Below are 18,658 nucleotides of genomic sequence, written 5' to 3' on the forward strand. Positions count from 1 at the left end.
GCCGACGTAGGCTTCTGGTACGGAATTTGCGAGGGGTCCGGGTCCGTATCGGGAGTGGGGTTAAGTGGCAGGGCGGCAGCGAATAGACCGCGTCAGGCGCCAGTACAATCAATGGGTCGCCAACCAGACGCTGGAAGATTACGCCCTGCGCTTCACCGCCAAGAGCGCGCGGCGCTGGTCCGCCGCCCGCGTCGCCAACACGGCACTGGGCGCGATCTCGTTCCTGGCGATGGAGGCGATCGGCGGGACCATCACGCTGAACTATGGCGTCACCAACGCGACGGCGGCCATCGTCGTGGTCTCCATCATCATCTTCGGCTGCGGGGTGCCGATCGCGTATTATGCCGCCAAATGCGGCATCGACATCGACCTGCTGACGCGGGGTGCCGGCTTCGGTTACATCGGCTCGACCGTCACCTCGCTGATCTACGCCTCCTTCACCTTCATCTTCTTCGCTATCGAGGCCGTGATCCTCGCATCCGCGCTCGAGATGTGCTTCGGGATTCCGCGCCCCGTGGGCTATCTCATCAGCGCCGTCGTCATCATCCCGCTGGTGGCCTACGGCATCACGCTGATCAGCCGCTTCCAATTGTGGACGCAGCCGCTGTGGGTGATCCTTCACATCATTCCGTTCGCCGCGATCGCCTGGCACAACCCGCACTCCTTTGCGGAGTGGCACAAATTCTCCGGCGAGCACGGCGATCTGAACGGGCATTTCGACCTCCTGCTGTTCGGCGTTGCGGCCTCGGTCGTGTTCTCGCTGGTGGCGCAGATCGGCGAACAGGTCGATTTCCTGCGGTTCCTGCCGCGCGACCGCCGCGCCTCCCGGGTCTCCTGGTGGATGGCGCTGATGAGCGCGGGGCCCGGCTGGATCGTGCTGGGCGCGCTGAAGCTGCTGGCGGGCTCGTTCCTCGCCTTCTTCGCGCTCAGCCACGGCGTGCCGCCCGAGGAAGCGGCCGAGCCGGCGCACATGTATCTCGAAGCCTTCCGCTACGTGCTGTCGCAGCCCGACCTCGCTTTGGCCTTGACCGGCACCTTCGTGATCCTGTCGCAGGTCAAGATCAACGTCACCAACGCCTATGCCGGCTCGATCGCCTGGTCGAACTTCTTCTCGCGCTTGACCCACAGCCATCCCGGGCGCGTGGTCTGGTTGGTCTTCAACGTCGTCGTGGCCCTGCTGCTGATGGAGATCGGCGTCTACAAGGCCCTGGAGCAGACGCTGGCGCTCTATTCCAACGTCGCGATCGCCTGGGTCGGCGCGCTGGTCGCCGACCTCGTCATCAACAAGCCGCTCGGACTGCGGCCGCAGCAGATCGAGTTCAAGCGCGCGCATCTCTACGACGTCAATCCAGTCGGCGTGGGAGCGATGACGATCGCGACCATCGTCTCGATCAGCGCCTTCTACGGCCTGTTCGGGCCGACCGCGAAGGCGCTGTCGGCCTTCATCGCGCTCGCGGCGGCCTTCCTCACGGCACCGTTGATCGCCTGGGCCACGGACGGCAAATACTACATCGCCCGCAAGCCGAAGCGGAGCTGGCAGAACATCGAGGCGATCCAGTGCTGCATCTGCGAGCACTCGTTCGAGCCGGAGGACATGGCCTCCTGCCCCGCTTACGCCGGCCCGATCTGCTCGCTGTGCTGTTCGCTGGACGCGCGCTGCCACGATCTCTGCAAGCCGCATGCGAGATTCCAGGCGCAGGTGTCGGAAACGCTGGGCCGGCTGATGCCGCAGCCGATCTACGCCCGGATCAACTCGCAAGTGGGCCACTATATCGGCGTGTTCGTGGTCTCCGCCGGCCTGATCGCCCTGGTGCTGGGACTCATCTATCTACAGACGTCGGCGAATGTGCACGGCGACAACGAGCTCGTGTCCGACGTGCTCTGGAAGGTGTTCTTCTCGCTCAGCATCATCATCGGCGTGGTGGCGTGGCTGTTCGTGCTGGCGCAGCAGAGCCGCCGCGCCGCCGAGGCCGAGACGCGGCGGCAGACCGCGCTGCTGATCCAGGAGATCGACGCGCACAAGCGCACCGATGCCGAGCTCCAGCGTGCCAAGGAGGTCGCCGAATCCGCCAACCTCGCCAAGAGCCGCTATGTGGTCGGGCTGAGCCACGAGCTGCGCTCGCCGCTCAATGCGATCAGCGGCTATGCGCAACTGCTCGAGCAGGATACGACTCTCGGCGCCAAGCCGCGCGACCAGGTCCGCGTCGTCCGCCGCAGCGCCGACCATCTCTCCGGCCTGATCGACGGCATCCTGGACATCTCCAAGATCGAGGCGGGGCGGCTGTATCTGTCGCGCGACGAGGTGCGCTTGAGCGAGTTCCTCGACCAGCTCGTCGGCATGTTCCGCCTCCAGGCCGCCGCCAAGGGCATCGACTTCGTGTTCAGGCGGCCGCCGACGCTGCCGCGGGTGGTCTATGCCGACGAGAAGCGGCTGCGTCAGGTGCTGATCAACCTGCTCTCGAACGCCATCAAGTTCACCCAGTCCGGCAGCGTGCAGTTCGTGGTGCACTACCGCAGCCCGGTCGCCGAGTTCGAGGTGATCGACACCGGCCCGGGTATCCAGGGCGACGACCTCGAACGCATCTTCGCGCCATTCGAGCGGGGTGCGCTCGGCGCGTCGCAGCCGCAGACCGGCACCGGCCTCGGGCTCACCATCAGCCGCCTGCTCGCCGGCGTGATGGGCGGGGACATCAAGGTCACGAGCACGGTCGGCACCGGCTCGACCTTCAGGGTCAAGATCCTGCTCTCGGAGGTCGCCAATCCCCAGCGGATCGCGCCGGTGGAGGCGCCGGTCTCAGGGTATCACGGCCCGCGCAAGACCATCCTCGTCACCGACGACGATCCCGTGCATCGCGACCTCCTGCGCGAGGTGCTGACGCCGCTCGGCTTCATCCTGCTCAGCGCACCCGACGGCGCCGGCTGCCTCGCATTGGCGCAGCATTGCCGGCCCGATCTGTTCCTGCTCGACATCTCGATGCCTGCCATGGACGGCTGGGCGGTCGCCGAGGCCTTGCGCGCCAGCGGCCATCATCAGGCCCGCATCCTGATGGTGTCGGCAAGCGCGCTCGAGGCTCATGGCACGCCGCTGGCGCAGCCCTTCCACGACGGCTACCTGATGAAGCCGATCGACATCCCGCGGCTGCTGGCGACGATTCGCCAGCTTCTCAAGATCGAATGGCAATACGGCTCGCATGAGGTCGCGGTGCCGTTCTGGCATCCGGAGACCGGATCGAAGCCGCCGCTGCGGCACATCGAGGCGCTGATCGGGCTCGGCCAGATCGGCTACGTCAAGGGCATCCAGTTGAAGCTGGACGAGATCGGCAGCGAGCACCCCGAGCATGCCGACTTCGTCGCGCAGATGCGGTCGCTGGTCGATCGCTTCGATCTCGACCAGTACATGGACACATTGAAGACGTTGCATGCTTATGAGCATTGAATCGAAGAAGCGCGACGTCGCGCTCGTCGTCGACGATTCCCCGGAGACGCTCCGGCTGCTCACCGACGCGCTCGACAGCGCCGGCATGACGGTGATGGTGGCGCTCGACGGCGCCGCGGCGATGCGCATCATCGACCAGATCACGCCCGACATCATCCTGCTCGATGCCGTGATGCCCGGCATCGACGGCTTCGAGACTTGCCGCCGGCTCAAGCGCGATGCGGGTCTCGCCAATGTCCCGGTCATCTTCATGACGGGTCTGGCCGAAACCGAGCACATCGTGCGTGGATTGGAAGCCGGCGGCGTCGACTACGTGGCCAAGCCGATCGTGATCGAGGAGATGCTGGCGCGCATCCGGGTCCATCTCGGCAATGCCCGGCTGACCCAGAGCGCGCGCGCCGCGCTCGACGTCTCCGGCCGTTTCCTGTTCGCGGTCAATCGCCAGGGCAGCGTGCTGTGGGCGACGCCGCAGGCGCAGAAGCTGCTATCCGATCATCACGGCGCGCAGGCCGACGACTTCGTGCTGCCGCCGACGCTGCTGCAATGGCTCGAGCAGGCGAAGGCCAAGAGCGGCTCGAAATCCCAGGCAGCGTCGCTGCCCGACAATCCGCAGCTCCGCTTCTATTACATGGGCGAGACCGCGCCGAACGAATTCCTGCTGCGGCTGTCCAAGGAAGCCGGCACCGCGCTGCCGCCCGAATTCACCAGCGAGCTCGGCCTCACCACGCGCGAAGGCGAGGTGCTGGCCTGGCTCAGCAAGGGCAAGACCAACCGCGACATCGCGCAAATTCTGGGCCTCAGCCCGCGCACCGTCGACAAGCACCTGGAGCAGATCTACGCCAAGCTCGGCGTCGAGAACCGGACCGCCGCGGCCGCGATCGCCGCGAATGCGACGCGGCGGAATTCTTGAGCGTGGTGTAGATGAGTTGAGGCGCTGCCAACCGAGCAAATGGTGTCGTCCCGGACAAGCGCAGCGAAGCGGAGCGCCGATCCGGGACCCATAACCCCAGGGAGTAGTTTGGCGAAGGCTCGGAGTGACCAGCTCGCTCTATGACCACCGCCTGGGAGTATGGGTCCCGGGCTCGCTTCGCGCCCCGGGACGACGGTGGAGTGTGTGGCGGGCGCCGCCGCCCCTCACACACGAGCCCTCAACCAGACGAGCTCATCACCCATACACAAACGCCTTGTCGTCCAGGTCCGTCTTCGGGATCTCGTCCTTCTCGGTCCAGTAATCCTGGCTGTGCTGCCATTCCGGCTTGTCGCCGCGCTTGGGCAGCAGGTTCATGTTGCGCATCATGTAGCCGGGGTTGAAGTTTTCCGGATCGATCCAGGGCAGGATCGGCATGTTGTGGTCTTCAGGCCGCAGCTTGACCTCGACCTTCTTTGCACCCTTCGCCTTCATGTGGCCGAGCAGCCGGCAGACAAAATCGGCAACGAGATCGACGCGCAGCGTCCAGCTGGCGCGGAAATAGCCGAACACCCAGACCATGTTCGGCACGCCCGTGAACATCATGCCGCGATAGGTGACTGTGTCGCCGAAGGCGAGCGGCTTGCCGTCGATCTCGAAGGCGATATCGCCGAGCGCGGCAAGATTGAAGCCGGTCGCTGTGACGACGACATCGGCCTCAAGCAGCTTGCCGGACTTGAGCTGGATGCCATTCTCGACGAAGCATTCGATCTCGTCGGTGACGACGGAGGCCTTGCCGCTGGCGATGCCCTTGAACAAATCGGCATCCGGCACGAAGGCAATGCGCTGCCGCCAGGGCCGGTATTTTGGCGTGAAATGGGTCTCGACGTCGTAGTCGGGACCGAGCACGGCGCTGATCTGGCCGATCAGCTCCTTCTTCACCTGCTCGGGCTTGGACACGCAGAGCTTGGTGAACGCATCCTGCTCGAACAGGATCTTGCGCCGCACGATCTCGTGGATCCAGGCTTCGTCGACCTGCAGCCGGCGCAGCTCCTCCGCGATCTCGATGGCGTTGCGGCCGAGGCGGAAATAGGTCGGCGAGCGCTGCAGCATGGTGACATGGGCGCACTTGTCGGTGATGTTCGGCACCAGCGTTGCCGCGGTCGCGCCCGAGCCGATCACGACGACCTTCTTGTTCGTGAGGTCGATATCGTCGGGCCAGGTCTGGGGATGGACGATGCGGCCCTTGAAACGGTCCATGCCCTTCCATTCCGGCGTGTAGCCTTCGGAATGGCGATAATAGCCCTGGCACATCCAGAGGAAGTTCGCCGTGAAGGTCCTGGGCTCGCCGGTGTCGGTCGTCACGGCGTCGATGGTCCAGAGATTCTGCTCGCTCGACCAGCTCGCGGAATTGATCTTGTGCTTGTAGCGAATGTGCCGCGCGATATCGTTGTCGTCGATCACCTCCTTCATATAGGAGAGGATCTCTTCGGCGGTCGCAATCGGCGGGCCGACCCAAGGCTTGAAGCTGTAGCCGAAAGTGTGGAGATCGCTGTCGGAGCGAATACCGGGATAGCGATGTGTGCTCCAGGTGCCGCCGAATGTTTCCTGCGTCTCCAGGATGACGTAGCTCGTGCCCGGCAGCTGCTTCTGGATGTGATAGGCGCTACCGATGCCGGAGATGCCGGCGCCGACGATCAGCACGTCGAAATGTTCAGAAGCCTGTTTGGCCGTGGCGTGACTGCGAACAGCGACATTCATTGTTGCTTCTATGCCTTGCTTGTCTTTGTGGCCGTCCTTGATTGGACGGCGCGTTTCCTCCGCGACGGGCATGATCACCCGCCGCGCCTCCGCTTCAAAATGACATAGATCAAGTCGCGGTCAAATCACAGTGCCGCACCCCAGCTCCGCGCGGTCTGCACGATCCAGTCGCGATAGAGCGTCAGCGGCGTCACGCCGGTCAAGCCGCCGCAACCGGCGGCGCCGTTCGGTCCTGTCGACCAGCTGATGAGGCCGACGAGCACGGGACCGTTCGACCTGTCCTCGAACACGGGGCCGCCGGAATCGCCGGTGCAGGCGCCAATTCCGCCGCGAACACCGTTGGTTACGGGATCGACCAGACGAATCTGCAGCGTGCCGGGCTGCCCGGTTGCAACGAGGCCGGCCACGCGCGTGGTGCCGCCGCTCTTGCCATCACCGAGAACCGTGACGCCGATGCCGGCGACGACGAAGCGACTGCCGACCTGAATTGGAATCGTGGGCATGCCGACCGTCACCGTGGATTTTCCCTTCAGTGGAATTTCCAACTGCAGCAGCGCCACGTCGGCGGTGGCGCGATGCGCCTGCATCGCCTGCATGTTGAAGTTCGGATGGATCGCGACGGTGCGCACGTTCAGCAATTGCGGCTGGCCGTCGCCGCCGCGATCGACCACCTTGTAATCCGCGCCCGGCTGCACGCAATGGGCGACCGTCAACACCAGCCTCGGGGCGATCAGACTGCCGGTGCAGAAATTGCCGCGCGAGCCGACGATGGTGACGACGGCGCGGGCGACGCCATCTGCCTGCGGCGTGCCGCCGCCGACGATGGCGTGAGCGGGCGCAGCGAGCAGCAGCGTAGCTGCGATGAGGGTGGCGAGCTTCTTCATGGGAACACGCATCGGCATCGATGAAGGCGGGCGATTGCTTCGGACTGGCTCTTGCCGATAGCGCATGCTAGCCCTCTTGGAAAGCAATTGACGAGGGCAGGACATTGGCGATCGAGGCGGTGATCTTTGATTTCGGCGGCGTGCTGACGAGCTCGCCCTTCGAGGCGTTCACGCGGTTCGAGACCGAGCGCGGCCTGCCCGCCGATATCATCCGGCGCACCAACGCCGCCAATCATCTGGAAAACGCCTGGGCCAAATTCGAGCGGGCCGAGGTCGACATCGAGACGTTCGACGCATTGTTCGCCGCCGAATCGCTCGCGCTCGGTGCGGAGGTGCGCGGCCGAGACGTGCTGCCGCTGCTGCAGGGCGATCTGCGCCCGGAGATGGTCGAGGCCCTGAAGCGCATCAAGGCGCAATTCAAGACCGGCTGCATCACCAACAATCTGCCGGCCAACGCGATCGGCAGCATGACGGGACGTTCTCTCTACATCGCCGAAGTCATGGTGCTGTTCGATCACGTCATCGAATCCGCCAAGATCGGTCTGCGCAAGCCGGATCCACGCATCTACCAGATGATGGTCGAGACGCTGAAGGTCGACCCGAACAATTGCGTTTATCTCGACGATCTCGGCGTCAACCTGAAGCCGGCGCGTCAGATGGGCATGACCACGATCAAGGTGACGAGCGGGGCGCAGGCGATCGCGGAGCTGGAGACGGCGACGGGGCTGAAGCTGGGGTAGGCTTCAACGACGACTCATACGTAGCCCGCATGGAGCGCAGCGCAATGCGGGATCGGCGGCCCCGGATTGCGCTTCGCTTCATCCGGGCTACGGCCGAGCGATCCGCTCCGGAAATGCCGCCGCCAGCGCGGCGCGATCCGGCTTCAGCACGCCGCGCTCGGTGATGAGACCGGTGACGAGCCGCGCCGGCGTCACGTCGAAGGCGTAGTTCGCGACCGGCGAGTTTTCGGGCACGATACGCACGGTCTCAAGCCGGCCGTCCGCGGTGCGGCCGGTCATGTCGGTGACCTCCACGCCGCTGCGCTGCTCAATCGGGATGTCGCGGATGCCGTCATGGACGGCGAAATCGATCGTCGGCGACGGCAGCGCGACGTAGAACGGCACACCGTTGTCATGCGCGGCAAGCGCCTTCAGGTAAGTACCGATCTTGTTGCAGACGTCGCCATTGGCGGCGACGCGGTCGGTGCCGACGATGGCGAGATCGACCATGCCGTGCTGCATCAGATGTCCGCCGGTATTGTCCGGGATCACCGTGTGCGGCACGCCGTGATGGCCGAGCTCCCAGGCCGTGAGCGAGGCGCCCTGGTTGCGCGGACGGGTCTCGTCGACCCAGACATGGATCTTGATCCCGCGCTCATGCGCAAGATAGATCGGCGCCGTCGCCGTGCCCCAATCGACGGTGGCGAGCCAGCCGGCGTTGCAATGGGTCAGCACGTTGACCACCTCGCCCGGCTTCTTCGCCGCGGTGGCCTCGATCAGCTTCAGGCCGTTGTCGGCAATGCCGCGGTTGATCTCGACGTCCTGCTCGGCGATCTCGTCGGCGCGCCCATAGGCCGCTTCCGCCCGTTCCACCGGATCGATCGGCGCGAGCGGCGCGCGCATCTCGTCCAGCGCCCACTTCAGGTTGATCGCGGTCGGCCGCGCCACGACCAGCGTGTCATAAGCGCGTTGCAGCCCGGCGTCGGAAGCGTCCTCGCGCATCGCGAGCGCCATGCCGTAGGCGGCGGTGGCGCCGATCAGCGGCGCGCCGCGCACAAGCATGTCGCGTATAGCAACGGCCGCATCTTCACACGAAGTCAGCCGCGCAATGACGAATTCATGCGGCAGCCGGCGCTGATCGATCGCGCCGACCGACCAGCCGTCGCGCTCGCGCCAGATGCTGCGGAAATGCTTGCCGTCGACCTTCATGGCATTCTGCCTTTTCGTTTGTCTTGCGTCTCACGCTCGCAGGATGCGCCCGGCCACCGCATCGAGCTTCTTCAGGAGCTCGGGATCGCGCGCCTCGGGCGCCGTGATCAGCGCGGTGTCGAGCGCACGGTCCGAACCGATCGGGCACGGCTCGTGCTCACGCGGAAAATCCTTGGCCAACCGCGCCACCAGCGCCTTCGCCTTGTCGGCGTTCGAATTCAGCACGCGGATGATGTCCTGCACAGTGACCGCATCGTGGTCGGGATGCCAGCAGTCGAAATCCGTCACCATTGCGACGGTGGCGTAACAGATCTCCGCCTCACGGGCGAGCTTGGCTTCGGGCATATTGGTCATGCCGATCACCGAGTAGCCCAGCGTCTTGTAGGTCATGCTTTCGGCGTAAGTGGAGAATTGCGGCCCTTCCATGCAGACATAAGTGCCGCCGCGCGCGATCGCGATGCCTTCGGCTTCCGCGGCGGCCGCCAGATGGATGCGCAGCCGCGGCGAGACCGGGTGCGCCATCGACACATGCGCGACGCAGCCGCGGCCGAAGAACGAGCTCTCGCGCTTGTGAGTGCGATCGACGAATTGATCGACGAGAACGAAGGTCCCAGGGGGCAGTTCCTCCCTGAAGGAACCGCAGGCCGAGAGCGAGATCAAATCGGTGACGCCGGCGCGCTTCAGCACGTCGATGTTGGCGCGATAATTGATGTCGGAGGGGGACAGCCGGTGCCCCTTGTCATGCCGGGGCAGGAACACGATCGGCAGGCCGGCGATGGAGCCACGCCTTAAAGGAGCCGACGGCTCGCCCCAGGGGCTCTCGATCACCTCTTCGCGCGCACCCTCTAAGCCGGGCAGGTCATATATGCCCGAGCCGCCGATGATGCCCAATACCGCCTGCGTCATGCCTGCTCCACCCTGTCCGCCAAATGTGACATGGTTAAGCTATGCCAGTTTTGCGGCGGATTTGGAACGGGGGGAGATGCGCCCCTGTTAAGCCGCGGTCGCCGGCTGGAGCTGCATCGCGACCATCCGCTCCAGCGTCTCGACGGACTGGAAATTCTCCGGCGTGATCTCGGACTGCGGAATGGTGAAGTCGAATTCGGCCTCGACGCCGAGCATGAGATTGACCATGTCCATCGAGGTCAGGCCGATATCGACGAGCTTGGCCGAAGGTGTGACCTCTGCGGCGAGCGAATTCTGTTCGAGAATGCCCTTCACCAGCTTGGTGATGCGGTTGCGCAAAACGGTATCGAAGGCCTGCATCGGCAAATTTCCATTTGTCTATCGGGGTCGGACCGGACTGCCGGCTACGATGGGTGCGGGCTGCCGGTCCTGCAATGGGCGACACCAATACTTCGCGTTTCTTAGTAAACGATGACTCAGATTGTCGGAAATCCAACCTTCTTCCAGAGTCCTAACGCGATACCAGAAAATCCGGCGATGCGAACAACCGGACCTTAACTGTTCGTTCGGAATTGGGTTTTGTTTACCCTCTATTTCATCGACGAATTTGAATTAAATCCGTAGCCTCGTCTCACAAGCAAAGATGGCTGGAGGATCGCCTCAAGCGGCATCGCGAATGATGCCGGCGATCTCGAACGGCAAACCGGAGGCGGACGAGCATGAACGTGCGTGAAGCAGTCCTCACTGTCGACGAAATGCAGGCGAGCTTTCTCGAGCAGGGTCCCTCCCTGATCGAGCGCGCCGCCCGGACCGCCGCAGCGGCCGCGGCCGACGCCGACGAGGTCGATCGCGACGCCCGCTTCCCGCACCGGGCTTTCGACGTCGCACGCGAGCAGAAGCTGCTCGGCGTGATGATTCCGGTCGAGTTCGGCGGCTTCGGCGCCTCGATCCATGACGTCACCGATATCTGCTACACGCTCGGACGCGCCTGCGCGTCCACGGCGATGATCTACGCGATGCACCAGACCAAGGTCGCCTGCGTCATCAGGCACGGCCATGGCATCCCCTGGATGGAGACCATGATGCGCCGGGTCGCCCGCGACCAGTGGCTGCTCGCCTCCTCCACCACCGAAGGCCAGAATGGCGGCAACATCCGCGCCAGCGCCGCCGCGGTCGACCATGCCGGCGATACCGTCTCGCTGGTGCGCGACGCCACCGTGATCTCCTACGGCGCCGAAGCCGATGGCCTCGTCACCATCGCCCGCCGCGCCACCGAAGCCGCCGCCTCCGACCAGGTGCTGCTGGCGCTCGCCAAGGACGATTATTCGCTGAAGCGGACGCTGGGCTGGGAAACGCTCGGCATGCGCGGCACCTGCTCGACCGGGTTCGAGCTGAAGGTCGACTGCCCCGCCGACCGCATCTTCCCGGAATCCTATGACAAGATCCACGCCCAGACCATGACGCCATTCGCGCATCTGTGCTGGTCGTCGGCCTGGGCCGGCATCGCCGCTGCGGCGGTGACGCGCGCGCAGGCCTTCATCCGCAAAGCGGCCCGCTCGTCTGGCGGACAGATGCCCCCGGCCGCGGCGCACTTCACCGCCGCCAAGATGTCGCTGGCCAAGCTGCGCGCTCTGATATCAGCCAATATCGACGCTTTCGCCCGCGTCGAGCATGACGAGCGTGCTCTGAGCTCGCTCGACTTCCAGTCCTCGATCACGCTCTTGAAGGTGCAGGCCTCCGAGCTCGCGGTCGAGACCGTGATGCATGCGATGCGCACCGCGGGACTTGCCGGCTATCGCAACGACGGCGAGTTCACGATGGGCCGCCACCTCCGCGACGTGCTGTCGTCGCCGATCATGATCAACAACGACCGGATCCTGGCCAATGCCGCGACGTCGACATTGATGAGCGGGGTGCCGGCGAGCCTTCGCGACTGACGTACCTCCGCGACCGATTCAACAAGAACAATTTTGAGATAGCAGGACATCGAACCATGAATATTGCCGTCCTCCCCGACTCGCCCACCACCGCGCCGCAAATGATCGATCCGCTCGATCATCTCGCCGACCAGCTGTTCCACCGCATGGGCGCCGATGGCGTCTATGCCCGCACCGCCCTCTATGAGGGCATCGTCGAGAAGCTCGCCGCGCTGATCACCGGTTATCGCGAGGCCGGCACCGAGGTGATGCGCTTCCCGCCGGTGATGAGCCGCTCCCAGCTGGAGAAGTCCGGCTATCTCAAGAGCTTTCCGAACCTGCTCGGCTGCGTCTGCGGCCTGCACGGCACCGAACGCGAGATCAACGCCGCAGTGAGCCGCTTCGATGCCGGCGGCGACTGGACCTCTTCGCTGTCGCCGGCCGATCTCGTGCTGTCGCCGGCGGCCTGCTATCCGGTCTATCCGATCGCGGCGAGCCGCGGCCAATTGCCGAAGGGCGGCCTGCGCTTCGACGTTGCCGCGGATTGCTTCCGCCGCGAGCCGTCGAAGCATCTCGACCGGCTGCAATCGTTCCGCATGCGCGAATATGTCTGCATCGGCAGCCCCGACGATGTCGCCGATTTCCGCGAGCGCTGGATGGTGCGCGCGCAGAAGATCGCGACCGACCTCGGCCTCAACTTCCGCGTCGACTATGCCAGCGATCCGTTCTTCGGCCGGGTCGGCCAAATGAAGGCGGTGAGCCAGAAGCAGCAGCAGCTCAAGTTCGAGCTGCTCATCCCGCTGCGCTCCGAAGAGCAGCCGACGGCGTGCATGAGCTTCAACTATCACCGCGAGCATTTCGGCACGACCTGGGGAATCCAGGACGCCAACGGCGAGCCGGCCCACACCGGCTGCGTTGCCTTCGGCATGGACCGTCTGGCCGTCGCCATGTTCCACACTCACGGTACCGATCTTTCCGCCTGGCCCGCCAAGGTGTGGGACGTCCTGAGCCTGCAGCCGCCTGTCGCGGCCGAGGCCCATGGCGAAGGTTGGCGCTAGAGCAACTCACGAGGCCGACCATTTCCACGGGCAAGACGAGCGTGATCCATACCAAGGTCCGATGCCGCGAGATCACCGAGTCCGACGTCGATAAGATCGCGGACTTGCTGACGCGCGGCTTCGTCGGCCGTTCACGCGACTACTGGATCCAGGGTCTGCGCCGGCAGGCCTTCCGGGCCGTGCCGGAGGGCTATCCGCGCTTCGGCTACATGCTCGACGACGACGGCAGGCCGGTCGGCGTGCTGCTCTTGATCTACACCTCACGCAAGGAGGGCGAAGAGACCGCCATCCGGTGCAATTTGTCGAGCTGGTATGTCGACCCGGCCTACCGCAACTACGCGCCGCTGCTGACCAAGATCGCCCAGCGGCACAAGCACGTCACTTATTTCAACATCAGCCCGGCGCAGTGGACCTGGCCAATCATCGAGACGCAGGGCTTTCGCGCCTATTGCCGCGGCATATTCTTCTCGGTCCCTGCGCTAGCGCGCGTCCCGCGCTGGAACGAGATCGAGGTCATTCCGCCGCACGCCAAGGAGATCAAGGGGCTTTCCGAGGCGGAGACCGAGCTTTTGACGCGACATGCGCGTTACAATTGCCTCAGTCTGGTGTGCCGCACGCCGAAGGGAACCTTCCCCTTCATCCTGCAACCGGTGCGCATCCGCCGCGGTTTCATCGCACCGCCCGCCATGAAGCTGATCTATTGCCGGAGCACCGCAGAATTTGCCGAATGCGCCGGCCGCATCGGACGGCTGCTGCTGCGGCTCGGCAAGATCGCGGTGGCCGTCGATGCCAACGGTCCGGTTCCCGGCCTCGTCGGCATCTACACCGAGCGGCGCGGCCGGAAATACTTCAGGGGCCCGCACCAGCCACAGCTCGGCGACCTCACCGATACGGAGCTCGTGCTGTACGGGCCGTAGAGCAACGCCCGGCGCTGTAAATCTGTACGAGCGGAGCGGGAATATCGCCGCGCTCGTCCGGAGCTACGGCCTATCGCCTTGGCAGCGGGCCGTTTACGCGTGCGCTCACCATCGCCGGTCATCCTCCGTAAACTACGGCGCTTAAGGGAATTTTCCGGCCTGTTCGCTAGCCTCGGCGGCTGAATTAGGCTGCATTCAGTCTATTGCTGGCCGAGGCCCCGCCGACCCCATGATGTCGACCCGCGACAGCGAGCTTGGTACAGGCCGTGAGCAGGGCCCAGGCGCCCTCGTCGCGCTGAGCCAGCTTGCGCTCGACCACATGGAACAGGGCGTCTGCGTCTACGATGCCGACAACCGCATCGTGGTGACGAACCAGCGCTATCTCAGACTGTTCGACATGTCGGCCGAAATCGTGCGGGTCGGCACCAGCTATCGCGAGGTGCTCGCGCACAGCGCAAGCCGCGGCAACTTTCCGCAAGACCAGCTCGACGCGTTGTATTCGAGGCGGATGGCGCAGATCGCCGCGGGCAAGCCGTTCCGCACCGAGCAAATGCTGGCGAGCGGCCTCGTTATGTCGCTCGAGCTGAAGCCGCTCCCCGGCGGCGGCTGGATGACGATCTGCGATGACGTCACCCGCCTCGCCCGGCTCGAAGCGGAACTGCGCGTGCAGACCGAGCGCAGCCAGCACGCGCTCGCCAACATGTCGCACGGACTGATCATGTACGACGTCGACAGCCGTGTCGTCGTTTGCAACGAACGGTTCCTGAAGCTCTACAACCTCGACCCCGAGATCGTGAAGCCGGGCGTCGCGCATTCCACGGTGATCGAGCACTGGATGTCGCGCGGCAACCTGCCGGGCATGTCGGGCGACGAATTCTACCAGAACCGGCTGGAGGACGTGCGCACTAGGAAGCCGAAGGCGCTGCTGGTGATGCGCTACGACGGACGGATGGTGCAGGCGGTCTCCCGCTTTCTTCCCGACGGCGGCTGGGTGACGGTGCACGAGGACGTCACGGAGCGGCTGCAATACGAGGAAACGCTGCGGCAGCAGAATTTCATCCTCGATGCGGCGCTGGAGAACATGGCCCACGGGCTCGCCTTCTTCGACAGCGACATGCGGCTTCGGGTCTGCAACTCCACCTACCTCAAGATCTACCTGTTGTCGCCGGAGGAGACCCGCCCCGGCACACACCTCGCCGAGCTGATCGAGCGATCCATGGCGAACGGCGCGTTCTCCCCGGAATACAGCCCGCAGCAGATCCTCAAAGCCGCCCGCGCGCGGATCGCAAGCCGTGATTCCTCGCCGATGCGCCGGCGCATGTCGAACGACACGGTGATCTCGGTGCGCTATTGCGCGCTGGCCGAAGGCGGCTTCGTCGCCACCTATGAGGACATTACCGAGCGCGAGCGTGCGATCGAGGAGCTGAGCGAGCAGTACCGCCGGTTCGACGCCGCCCTAAACAACATGAGCCAGGGCCTGTGCATGCTCGACGGCAGCCTGCGCGTGATCGTCTGCAACCGCCGCTATATCGAGATGTATGGATTGTCGCCGGAGACCGTGAAGCCAGGCGTCTCGATGCGCGACATCATGGAGCACGCCTGCGAGCTCGGCATCCATCCGAACATGACCGGCGCCAAGCTCTATGCCGACTACGTCGAGAGGCTGCGCGAGGGCGAGCACACGCTGCACCGCCATTTGAACGACGGCCGCATCATCAAGCTCAACCACAAGCGGATGGAGCATGGTGGCTGGGTCGTGACCTATGAGGACGTCACCGAGCGCCACAAGGCCCAGGCCCGGGTGGCGCACATGGCGCGGCACGATTCGCTCACCGACCTGCCCAACCGCACGCTGTTCCGCGAGAAGATGGGCGAGGGGCTGAACCAGGTCGCGATCGCCGGCGGCGCCATGGCCGTGCTGTGCTTCGACCTCGACAATTTCAAGACCGTCAACGACCGCCTCGGCCACGCCGCCGGCGACCGCCTGCTGCGCTGGGTCGCGGCGCGCCTCAAGGAGAATGTCGGCGAGCACGACACCGTCGCGCGGCTTGGCGGCGACGAGTTCGCCGTGCTCCAGCGCGGGCCGCAGCCGCAATCGGCCGAGGCGCTCGCCCGCCGCCTGGTCGAGATCATCGGTCATCCGCCGCCGCTGGAAAGCCAGTCGATCCATGTCGGCGTCTCCGTCGGCATCGCGATCGCGCCCGACCACGGACTCGATGCCGATGAGCTGATGAAATGCGCCGACCTCGCGCTCTACCAGGCCAAGGCCAAGGGGCGCGGAGCCTATCAGTTGTTCGAGCCCGAGATGGAGGAACAGGCGCGCAGCCGGCACGCGCTGGAGCAGGACCTGGTCGGCGCGCTGGAAGGGCGTGAATTCCACCTGGTGTTTCAACCGCAGATGCGGCTCGATTCCTCCGAGCTCACCGGCTTCGAGGCATTGCTGCGCTGGAAGCATCCCTCGCGCGGTTTCGTCTCTCCGGCCGAGTTCATCCCGATTGCGGAGGAGAACGGGCTGATCGTTCCGATCGGCGAATGGGTGCTGCGCACGGCCTGCGCCACCGCCGCGTCCTGGCCCGGCGTCACCGTCGCGGTGAACCTGTCTCCGGTGCAATTCCGCTCCCGCGGCCTGGTGGCGATGGTCACGAGCGCGCTTGCGGAAGCCGGCCTGCCGCCGCAGCGGCTCGAGCTCGAGGTCACGGAGACGGCGCTGCTCGACGACAGCAAGGCGACCATCGACATCCTGCACCAGCTCCGCGCACTCGGGGTGCGCGTCAGCCTCGACGATTTCGGGGTCGGCTATTCCTCCCTGAGCTATCTGCGCAAGTTTCCGTTCGACCGCATCAAGATCGATCGCTCCTTCGTCGGAACGCTCGGCGAAAGCCCGGAGAGCGTTGCCATCGTCAGAACGATCGCGAGCCTCGGCTCCGTGCTCGGCGTCGAGACCACGGCGGAGGGCGTGGAAACCGAGGAACAGCTCGACTTCGTCCGCGAATGCGGCTGCACCGCGGTCCAAGGCTATTATTTCGGCAAGCCGTGTCTCGCCTCAGAAGTCGGTCGCACCATCGAGAAGCTGAACACGGTCCGGCGGGTGGCCTGACCGCTTCGGCCGCTCAAATTCCGCCTCTCGGCACGCGGCCAAACGACGAATTGTCGCAGAGGTCGGCTCTGTCGGCGTTAGCTGACCGACGGCCGCACAGCGATGCGCGCAACACGCTTTTCTTCTCCGTCAAATTCAGGAACAATCGCCTCGCAACGAGAGACGGCGCCCCCAGAGAGGCCGCCGCGAGGGAGGCTTTCGATGTCGGGATACGGGCTGAAGACGATTGCATTTGCCGCGGTGCACGCCGTCATGGGCTTATTGCTCTCCACGGCGGTCAATGCGCAGGACTATCCAACGAAGCCGATCACGTTGATCGTGCCTTGGCCGGCCGGCGGATCGACTGATCTCTCGATGCGCGCGATCGCCGACAGCGCCTCGAAGGTACTGGGCCAGCCGATCGTGATCGACAACAAGGCCGGCGGCAGCGGCACGGTCGGGCCGGCGACGATGGCCGCGGCGGCGAAGCCGGACGGCTATACCATCTCACAGATCCCGATCACCGTGTTTCGCCTGCCCTTGATGCAGGAGGTGTCGTGGGATCCGGCAAAGGATTTCACCTATATCGTCCATCTCACCGGCTACACTTTCGGCGTGACCACGAGCGCGGAATCGCAGTTCAAGAGCTGGAAGGACGTGGTGGAGTTCGCAAAGGCGAATCCGGGCAAGGTAACCTACGCCACGCCCGGCGCCGGCACCTCGCTGCATATCGGCATGGAGCAGATCGCCGCGATGTCCGGCATCAAGTTGACGCAGGTCCCTTTCAAGGGCGGCGCGGAGACTAACGCCGCCGTGCTGGGACAGCACACTATGCTGCAGGCTGATTCCACGGGATGGCGGCCGCTGGTCGACGCCGGCAAGCTGCGGCTCCTGATGGTGTGGACCGGCGCACGCTCGCCGAACTATCCCGACGTGCCGACGCTGAAGGAGCTCGGCTATCCCATGGTCTATGATTCCCCGTTCGGCATTGCAGGACCGAAAGGGATGGATCCCAAGATCGTCGCCAAGCTGCACGACGCATTCAAGAAGGCGGTCGAGGATCCTGCGGTGGTCGCCACGCTGGCCAAATACGACATGGTGCCGAACTACAAGAACACGGAGGATTACAAGAAATTCATCGTCGAGGTCACGGAGTCCGAGCGCAAGGTGATCGAGACGCTCGGGCTCGCGAAGAAGTAAGACCGCGCTGCTTGTGTCCCGGACGCGCTGCAGCGTGCAACGCTGCTGCGCAGTGCCGGGACCCATCTTCTTCGCCCACACGCATGGGCCCCGGCTTTGCAGCGCACCTACCATAGCACGTCGAAGACGTGCGTGAACGCAACTTGCGGTGCTGCGCTGCGTCCGGGGCACGAGAGAGAATCGATGAACGATCCAACCAACGTCAAGCTCCGCCTCAGCAACTCCGAACTCTGGGGCGGGCTGATCGGGCTCGCACTCGGCGGCTTCGTGATCTGGTCGGGCTTGAAGCTCAGGCTCGGCACCATCAACGATCCCGGCTCCGGCTATGTGCTGTTCTACACGGGCATCCTGATGTGCGTGTTCGCGAGCGCGATCATCGTCTCGGCGATCACCGAGGGCGGGCCGACGCTGGCCTCGCGCTGGGAGAACGTGCGCTGGAGCAAGCCGCTTGTCCTCATCGCCTGCCTCACTGCATTCGCGTTCGCGCTGGAGCCGCTGGGATTCCTGCTGTCATCGATCCCGCTGATGCTGCTGCTGTTGCGGCTGATCGATCCGGTGCGCTGGACGCTGGCGATTCCGATCGCGGTGCTGGTGCCCTCGGGCATGTGGTGGGTGCTCAAGCGGCTGCTGTTGATCCAGTTGCCGTCAGGCCTGTTCGGGATCGGCTGA

Annotated in this window: 14 protein-coding genes; 9 read left to right on the top strand and 5 right to left on the bottom strand. The window is 64.8% G+C overall.

The genetic code is table 11. The features are described from left to right. Positions 1–64: 64 nt before the first annotated feature. Together I6F09_RS33040 and I6F09_RS33045 are read left to right on the top strand one after the other, a co-directional pair. A complete protein-coding gene (locus tag I6F09_RS33040; protein WP_225189877.1) occupies positions 65–3,436 on the top strand; it encodes an ATP-binding protein in 3,372 nt (1,123 codons plus the stop codon). Then, positions 3,420–4,346, top strand: a complete 927-nt coding sequence (locus tag I6F09_RS33045) for a response regulator (protein ID WP_225189878.1) — start codon at positions 3,420–3,422, stop codon at positions 4,344–4,346. Before I6F09_RS33040 ends, I6F09_RS33045 begins: the two co-directional genes overlap by 17 nt. A 255-nt stretch (positions 4,347–4,601) precedes the next feature. Here I6F09_RS33045 and I6F09_RS33050 read toward each other — a convergent pair whose 3' ends face one another. Then, positions 4,602–6,104 (bottom strand): NAD(P)/FAD-dependent oxidoreductase, encoded by a 1,503-nt coding sequence (locus I6F09_RS33050; protein ID WP_057025995.1) that lies wholly within the window; start codon positions 6,102–6,104, stop codon positions 4,602–4,604. Between the two features lie 125 nt (positions 6,105–6,229). After that, positions 6,230–6,988, bottom strand: a complete 759-nt coding sequence (locus tag I6F09_RS33055; RefSeq protein ID WP_036002143.1) for a trypsin-like serine protease — start codon at positions 6,986–6,988, stop codon at positions 6,230–6,232. A 104-nt stretch (positions 6,989–7,092) separates the two neighbouring features. Here I6F09_RS33055 and I6F09_RS33060 point away from each other — a divergent pair, with 104 nt between their 5' ends. Further along, positions 7,093–7,728 (top strand): HAD-IA family hydrolase, encoded by a 636-nt coding sequence (locus I6F09_RS33060; RefSeq protein WP_036002146.1) that lies wholly within the window; start codon positions 7,093–7,095, stop codon positions 7,726–7,728. Positions 7,729–7,815: 87 nt separating this feature from the next. Here the strand turns inward: I6F09_RS33060 and mtnA are convergent, their stop codons facing one another. From mtnA to I6F09_RS33075, 3 genes are all read right to left on the bottom strand, one after another. Beyond that, positions 7,816–8,916 carry an S-methyl-5-thioribose-1-phosphate isomerase gene (mtnA, locus tag I6F09_RS33065; RefSeq protein WP_225189879.1) on the bottom strand — a complete coding sequence of 367 codons (1,101 nt, stop codon included), beginning with the start codon at positions 8,914–8,916 and terminating at the stop codon, positions 7,816–7,818. A 30-nt stretch (positions 8,917–8,946) separates the two neighbouring features. Further along, on the bottom strand, positions 8,947–9,822 hold the full coding sequence (locus I6F09_RS33070) for an S-methyl-5'-thioadenosine phosphorylase (RefSeq protein ID WP_057025947.1): 876 nt from the start codon (positions 9,820–9,822) through the stop codon (positions 8,947–8,949). Positions 9,823–9,909: 87 nt separating this feature from the next. Next, positions 9,910–10,182: a phosphopantetheine-binding protein gene (locus I6F09_RS33075; protein WP_225113321.1), complete on the bottom strand. Its 273-nt coding sequence runs from the start codon at positions 10,180–10,182 to the stop codon at positions 9,910–9,912. 359 nt (positions 10,183–10,541) lie between these two features. On the opposite strand from I6F09_RS33075, the gene I6F09_RS33080 reads away from it, so the two are divergent. The 6 genes from I6F09_RS33080 (at position 10,542) to I6F09_RS33105 (ending at position 18,658) form a co-directional block, all read left to right on the top strand. Further along, a complete protein-coding gene (locus I6F09_RS33080; protein ID WP_057025945.1) occupies positions 10,542–11,759 on the top strand; it encodes an acyl-CoA dehydrogenase family protein in 1,218 nt (405 codons plus the stop codon). A 56-nt stretch (positions 11,760–11,815) separates the two neighbouring features. After that, positions 11,816–12,796: an amino acid--[acyl-carrier-protein] ligase gene (locus I6F09_RS33085; protein ID WP_225189880.1), complete on the top strand. Its 981-nt coding sequence runs from the start codon at positions 11,816–11,818 to the stop codon at positions 12,794–12,796. Between the two features lie 41 nt (positions 12,797–12,837). Next, complete coding sequence (locus I6F09_RS33090; protein ID WP_036023925.1) at positions 12,838–13,713, top strand: acyl-CoA acyltransferase; 876 nt, start codon at positions 12,838–12,840, stop codon at positions 13,711–13,713. A gap of 229 nt (positions 13,714–13,942) precedes the next feature. Beyond that, entirely contained in the window at positions 13,943–16,810 is a 2,868-nt protein-coding gene (locus I6F09_RS33095) for a PAS-domain containing protein (RefSeq protein WP_225189881.1), read from the top strand. A gap of 201 nt (positions 16,811–17,011) precedes the next feature. Continuing rightward, on the top strand, positions 17,012–17,989 hold the full coding sequence (locus I6F09_RS33100; RefSeq protein ID WP_036023927.1) for a tripartite tricarboxylate transporter substrate binding protein: 978 nt from the start codon (positions 17,012–17,014) through the stop codon (positions 17,987–17,989). A gap of 183 nt (positions 17,990–18,172) precedes the next feature. Continuing rightward, entirely contained in the window at positions 18,173–18,658 is a 486-nt protein-coding gene (locus tag I6F09_RS33105) for a tripartite tricarboxylate transporter TctB family protein (RefSeq protein ID WP_074447634.1), read from the top strand.

The organism is Bradyrhizobium sp. IC3195, assembly GCF_020193585.1.
GTDB lineage: Bacteria > Pseudomonadota > Alphaproteobacteria > Rhizobiales > Xanthobacteraceae > Bradyrhizobium > Bradyrhizobium yuanmingense.

Bases quoted from the DNA above. Each gene is read 5' to 3' on its own strand.
- I6F09_RS33045 (WP_225189878.1), top strand. From the start codon at position 3,420: ATGCTTATGAGCATTGAATCGAAGAAGCGCGACGTCGCGCTCGTCGTC.
- I6F09_RS33055 (WP_036002143.1), bottom strand. From the start codon at position 6,988: ATGAAGAAGCTCGCCACCCTCATCGCAGCTACGCTGCTGCTCGCTGCG.
- I6F09_RS33050 (WP_057025995.1), bottom strand. From the start codon at position 6,104: ATGAATGTCGCTGTTCGCAGTCACGCCACGGCCAAACAGGCTTCTGAA.
- I6F09_RS33095 (WP_225189881.1), top strand. From the start codon at position 13,943: ATGATGTCGACCCGCGACAGCGAGCTTGGTACAGGCCGTGAGCAGGGC.
- I6F09_RS33085 (WP_225189880.1), top strand. From the start codon at position 11,816: ATGAATATTGCCGTCCTCCCCGACTCGCCCACCACCGCGCCGCAAATG.
- I6F09_RS33105 (WP_074447634.1), top strand. From the start codon at position 18,173: ATGAACGATCCAACCAACGTCAAGCTCCGCCTCAGCAACTCCGAACTC.
- I6F09_RS33100 (WP_036023927.1), top strand. From the start codon at position 17,012: ATGTCGGGATACGGGCTGAAGACGATTGCATTTGCCGCGGTGCACGCC.
- mtnA (WP_225189879.1), bottom strand. From the start codon at position 8,916: ATGAAGGTCGACGGCAAGCATTTCCGCAGCATCTGGCGCGAGCGCGAC.
- I6F09_RS33070 (WP_057025947.1), bottom strand. From the start codon at position 9,822: ATGACGCAGGCGGTATTGGGCATCATCGGCGGCTCGGGCATATATGAC.
- I6F09_RS33075 (WP_225113321.1), bottom strand. From the start codon at position 10,182: ATGCAGGCCTTCGATACCGTTTTGCGCAACCGCATCACCAAGCTGGTG.
- I6F09_RS33080 (WP_057025945.1), top strand. From the start codon at position 10,542: ATGAACGTGCGTGAAGCAGTCCTCACTGTCGACGAAATGCAGGCGAGC.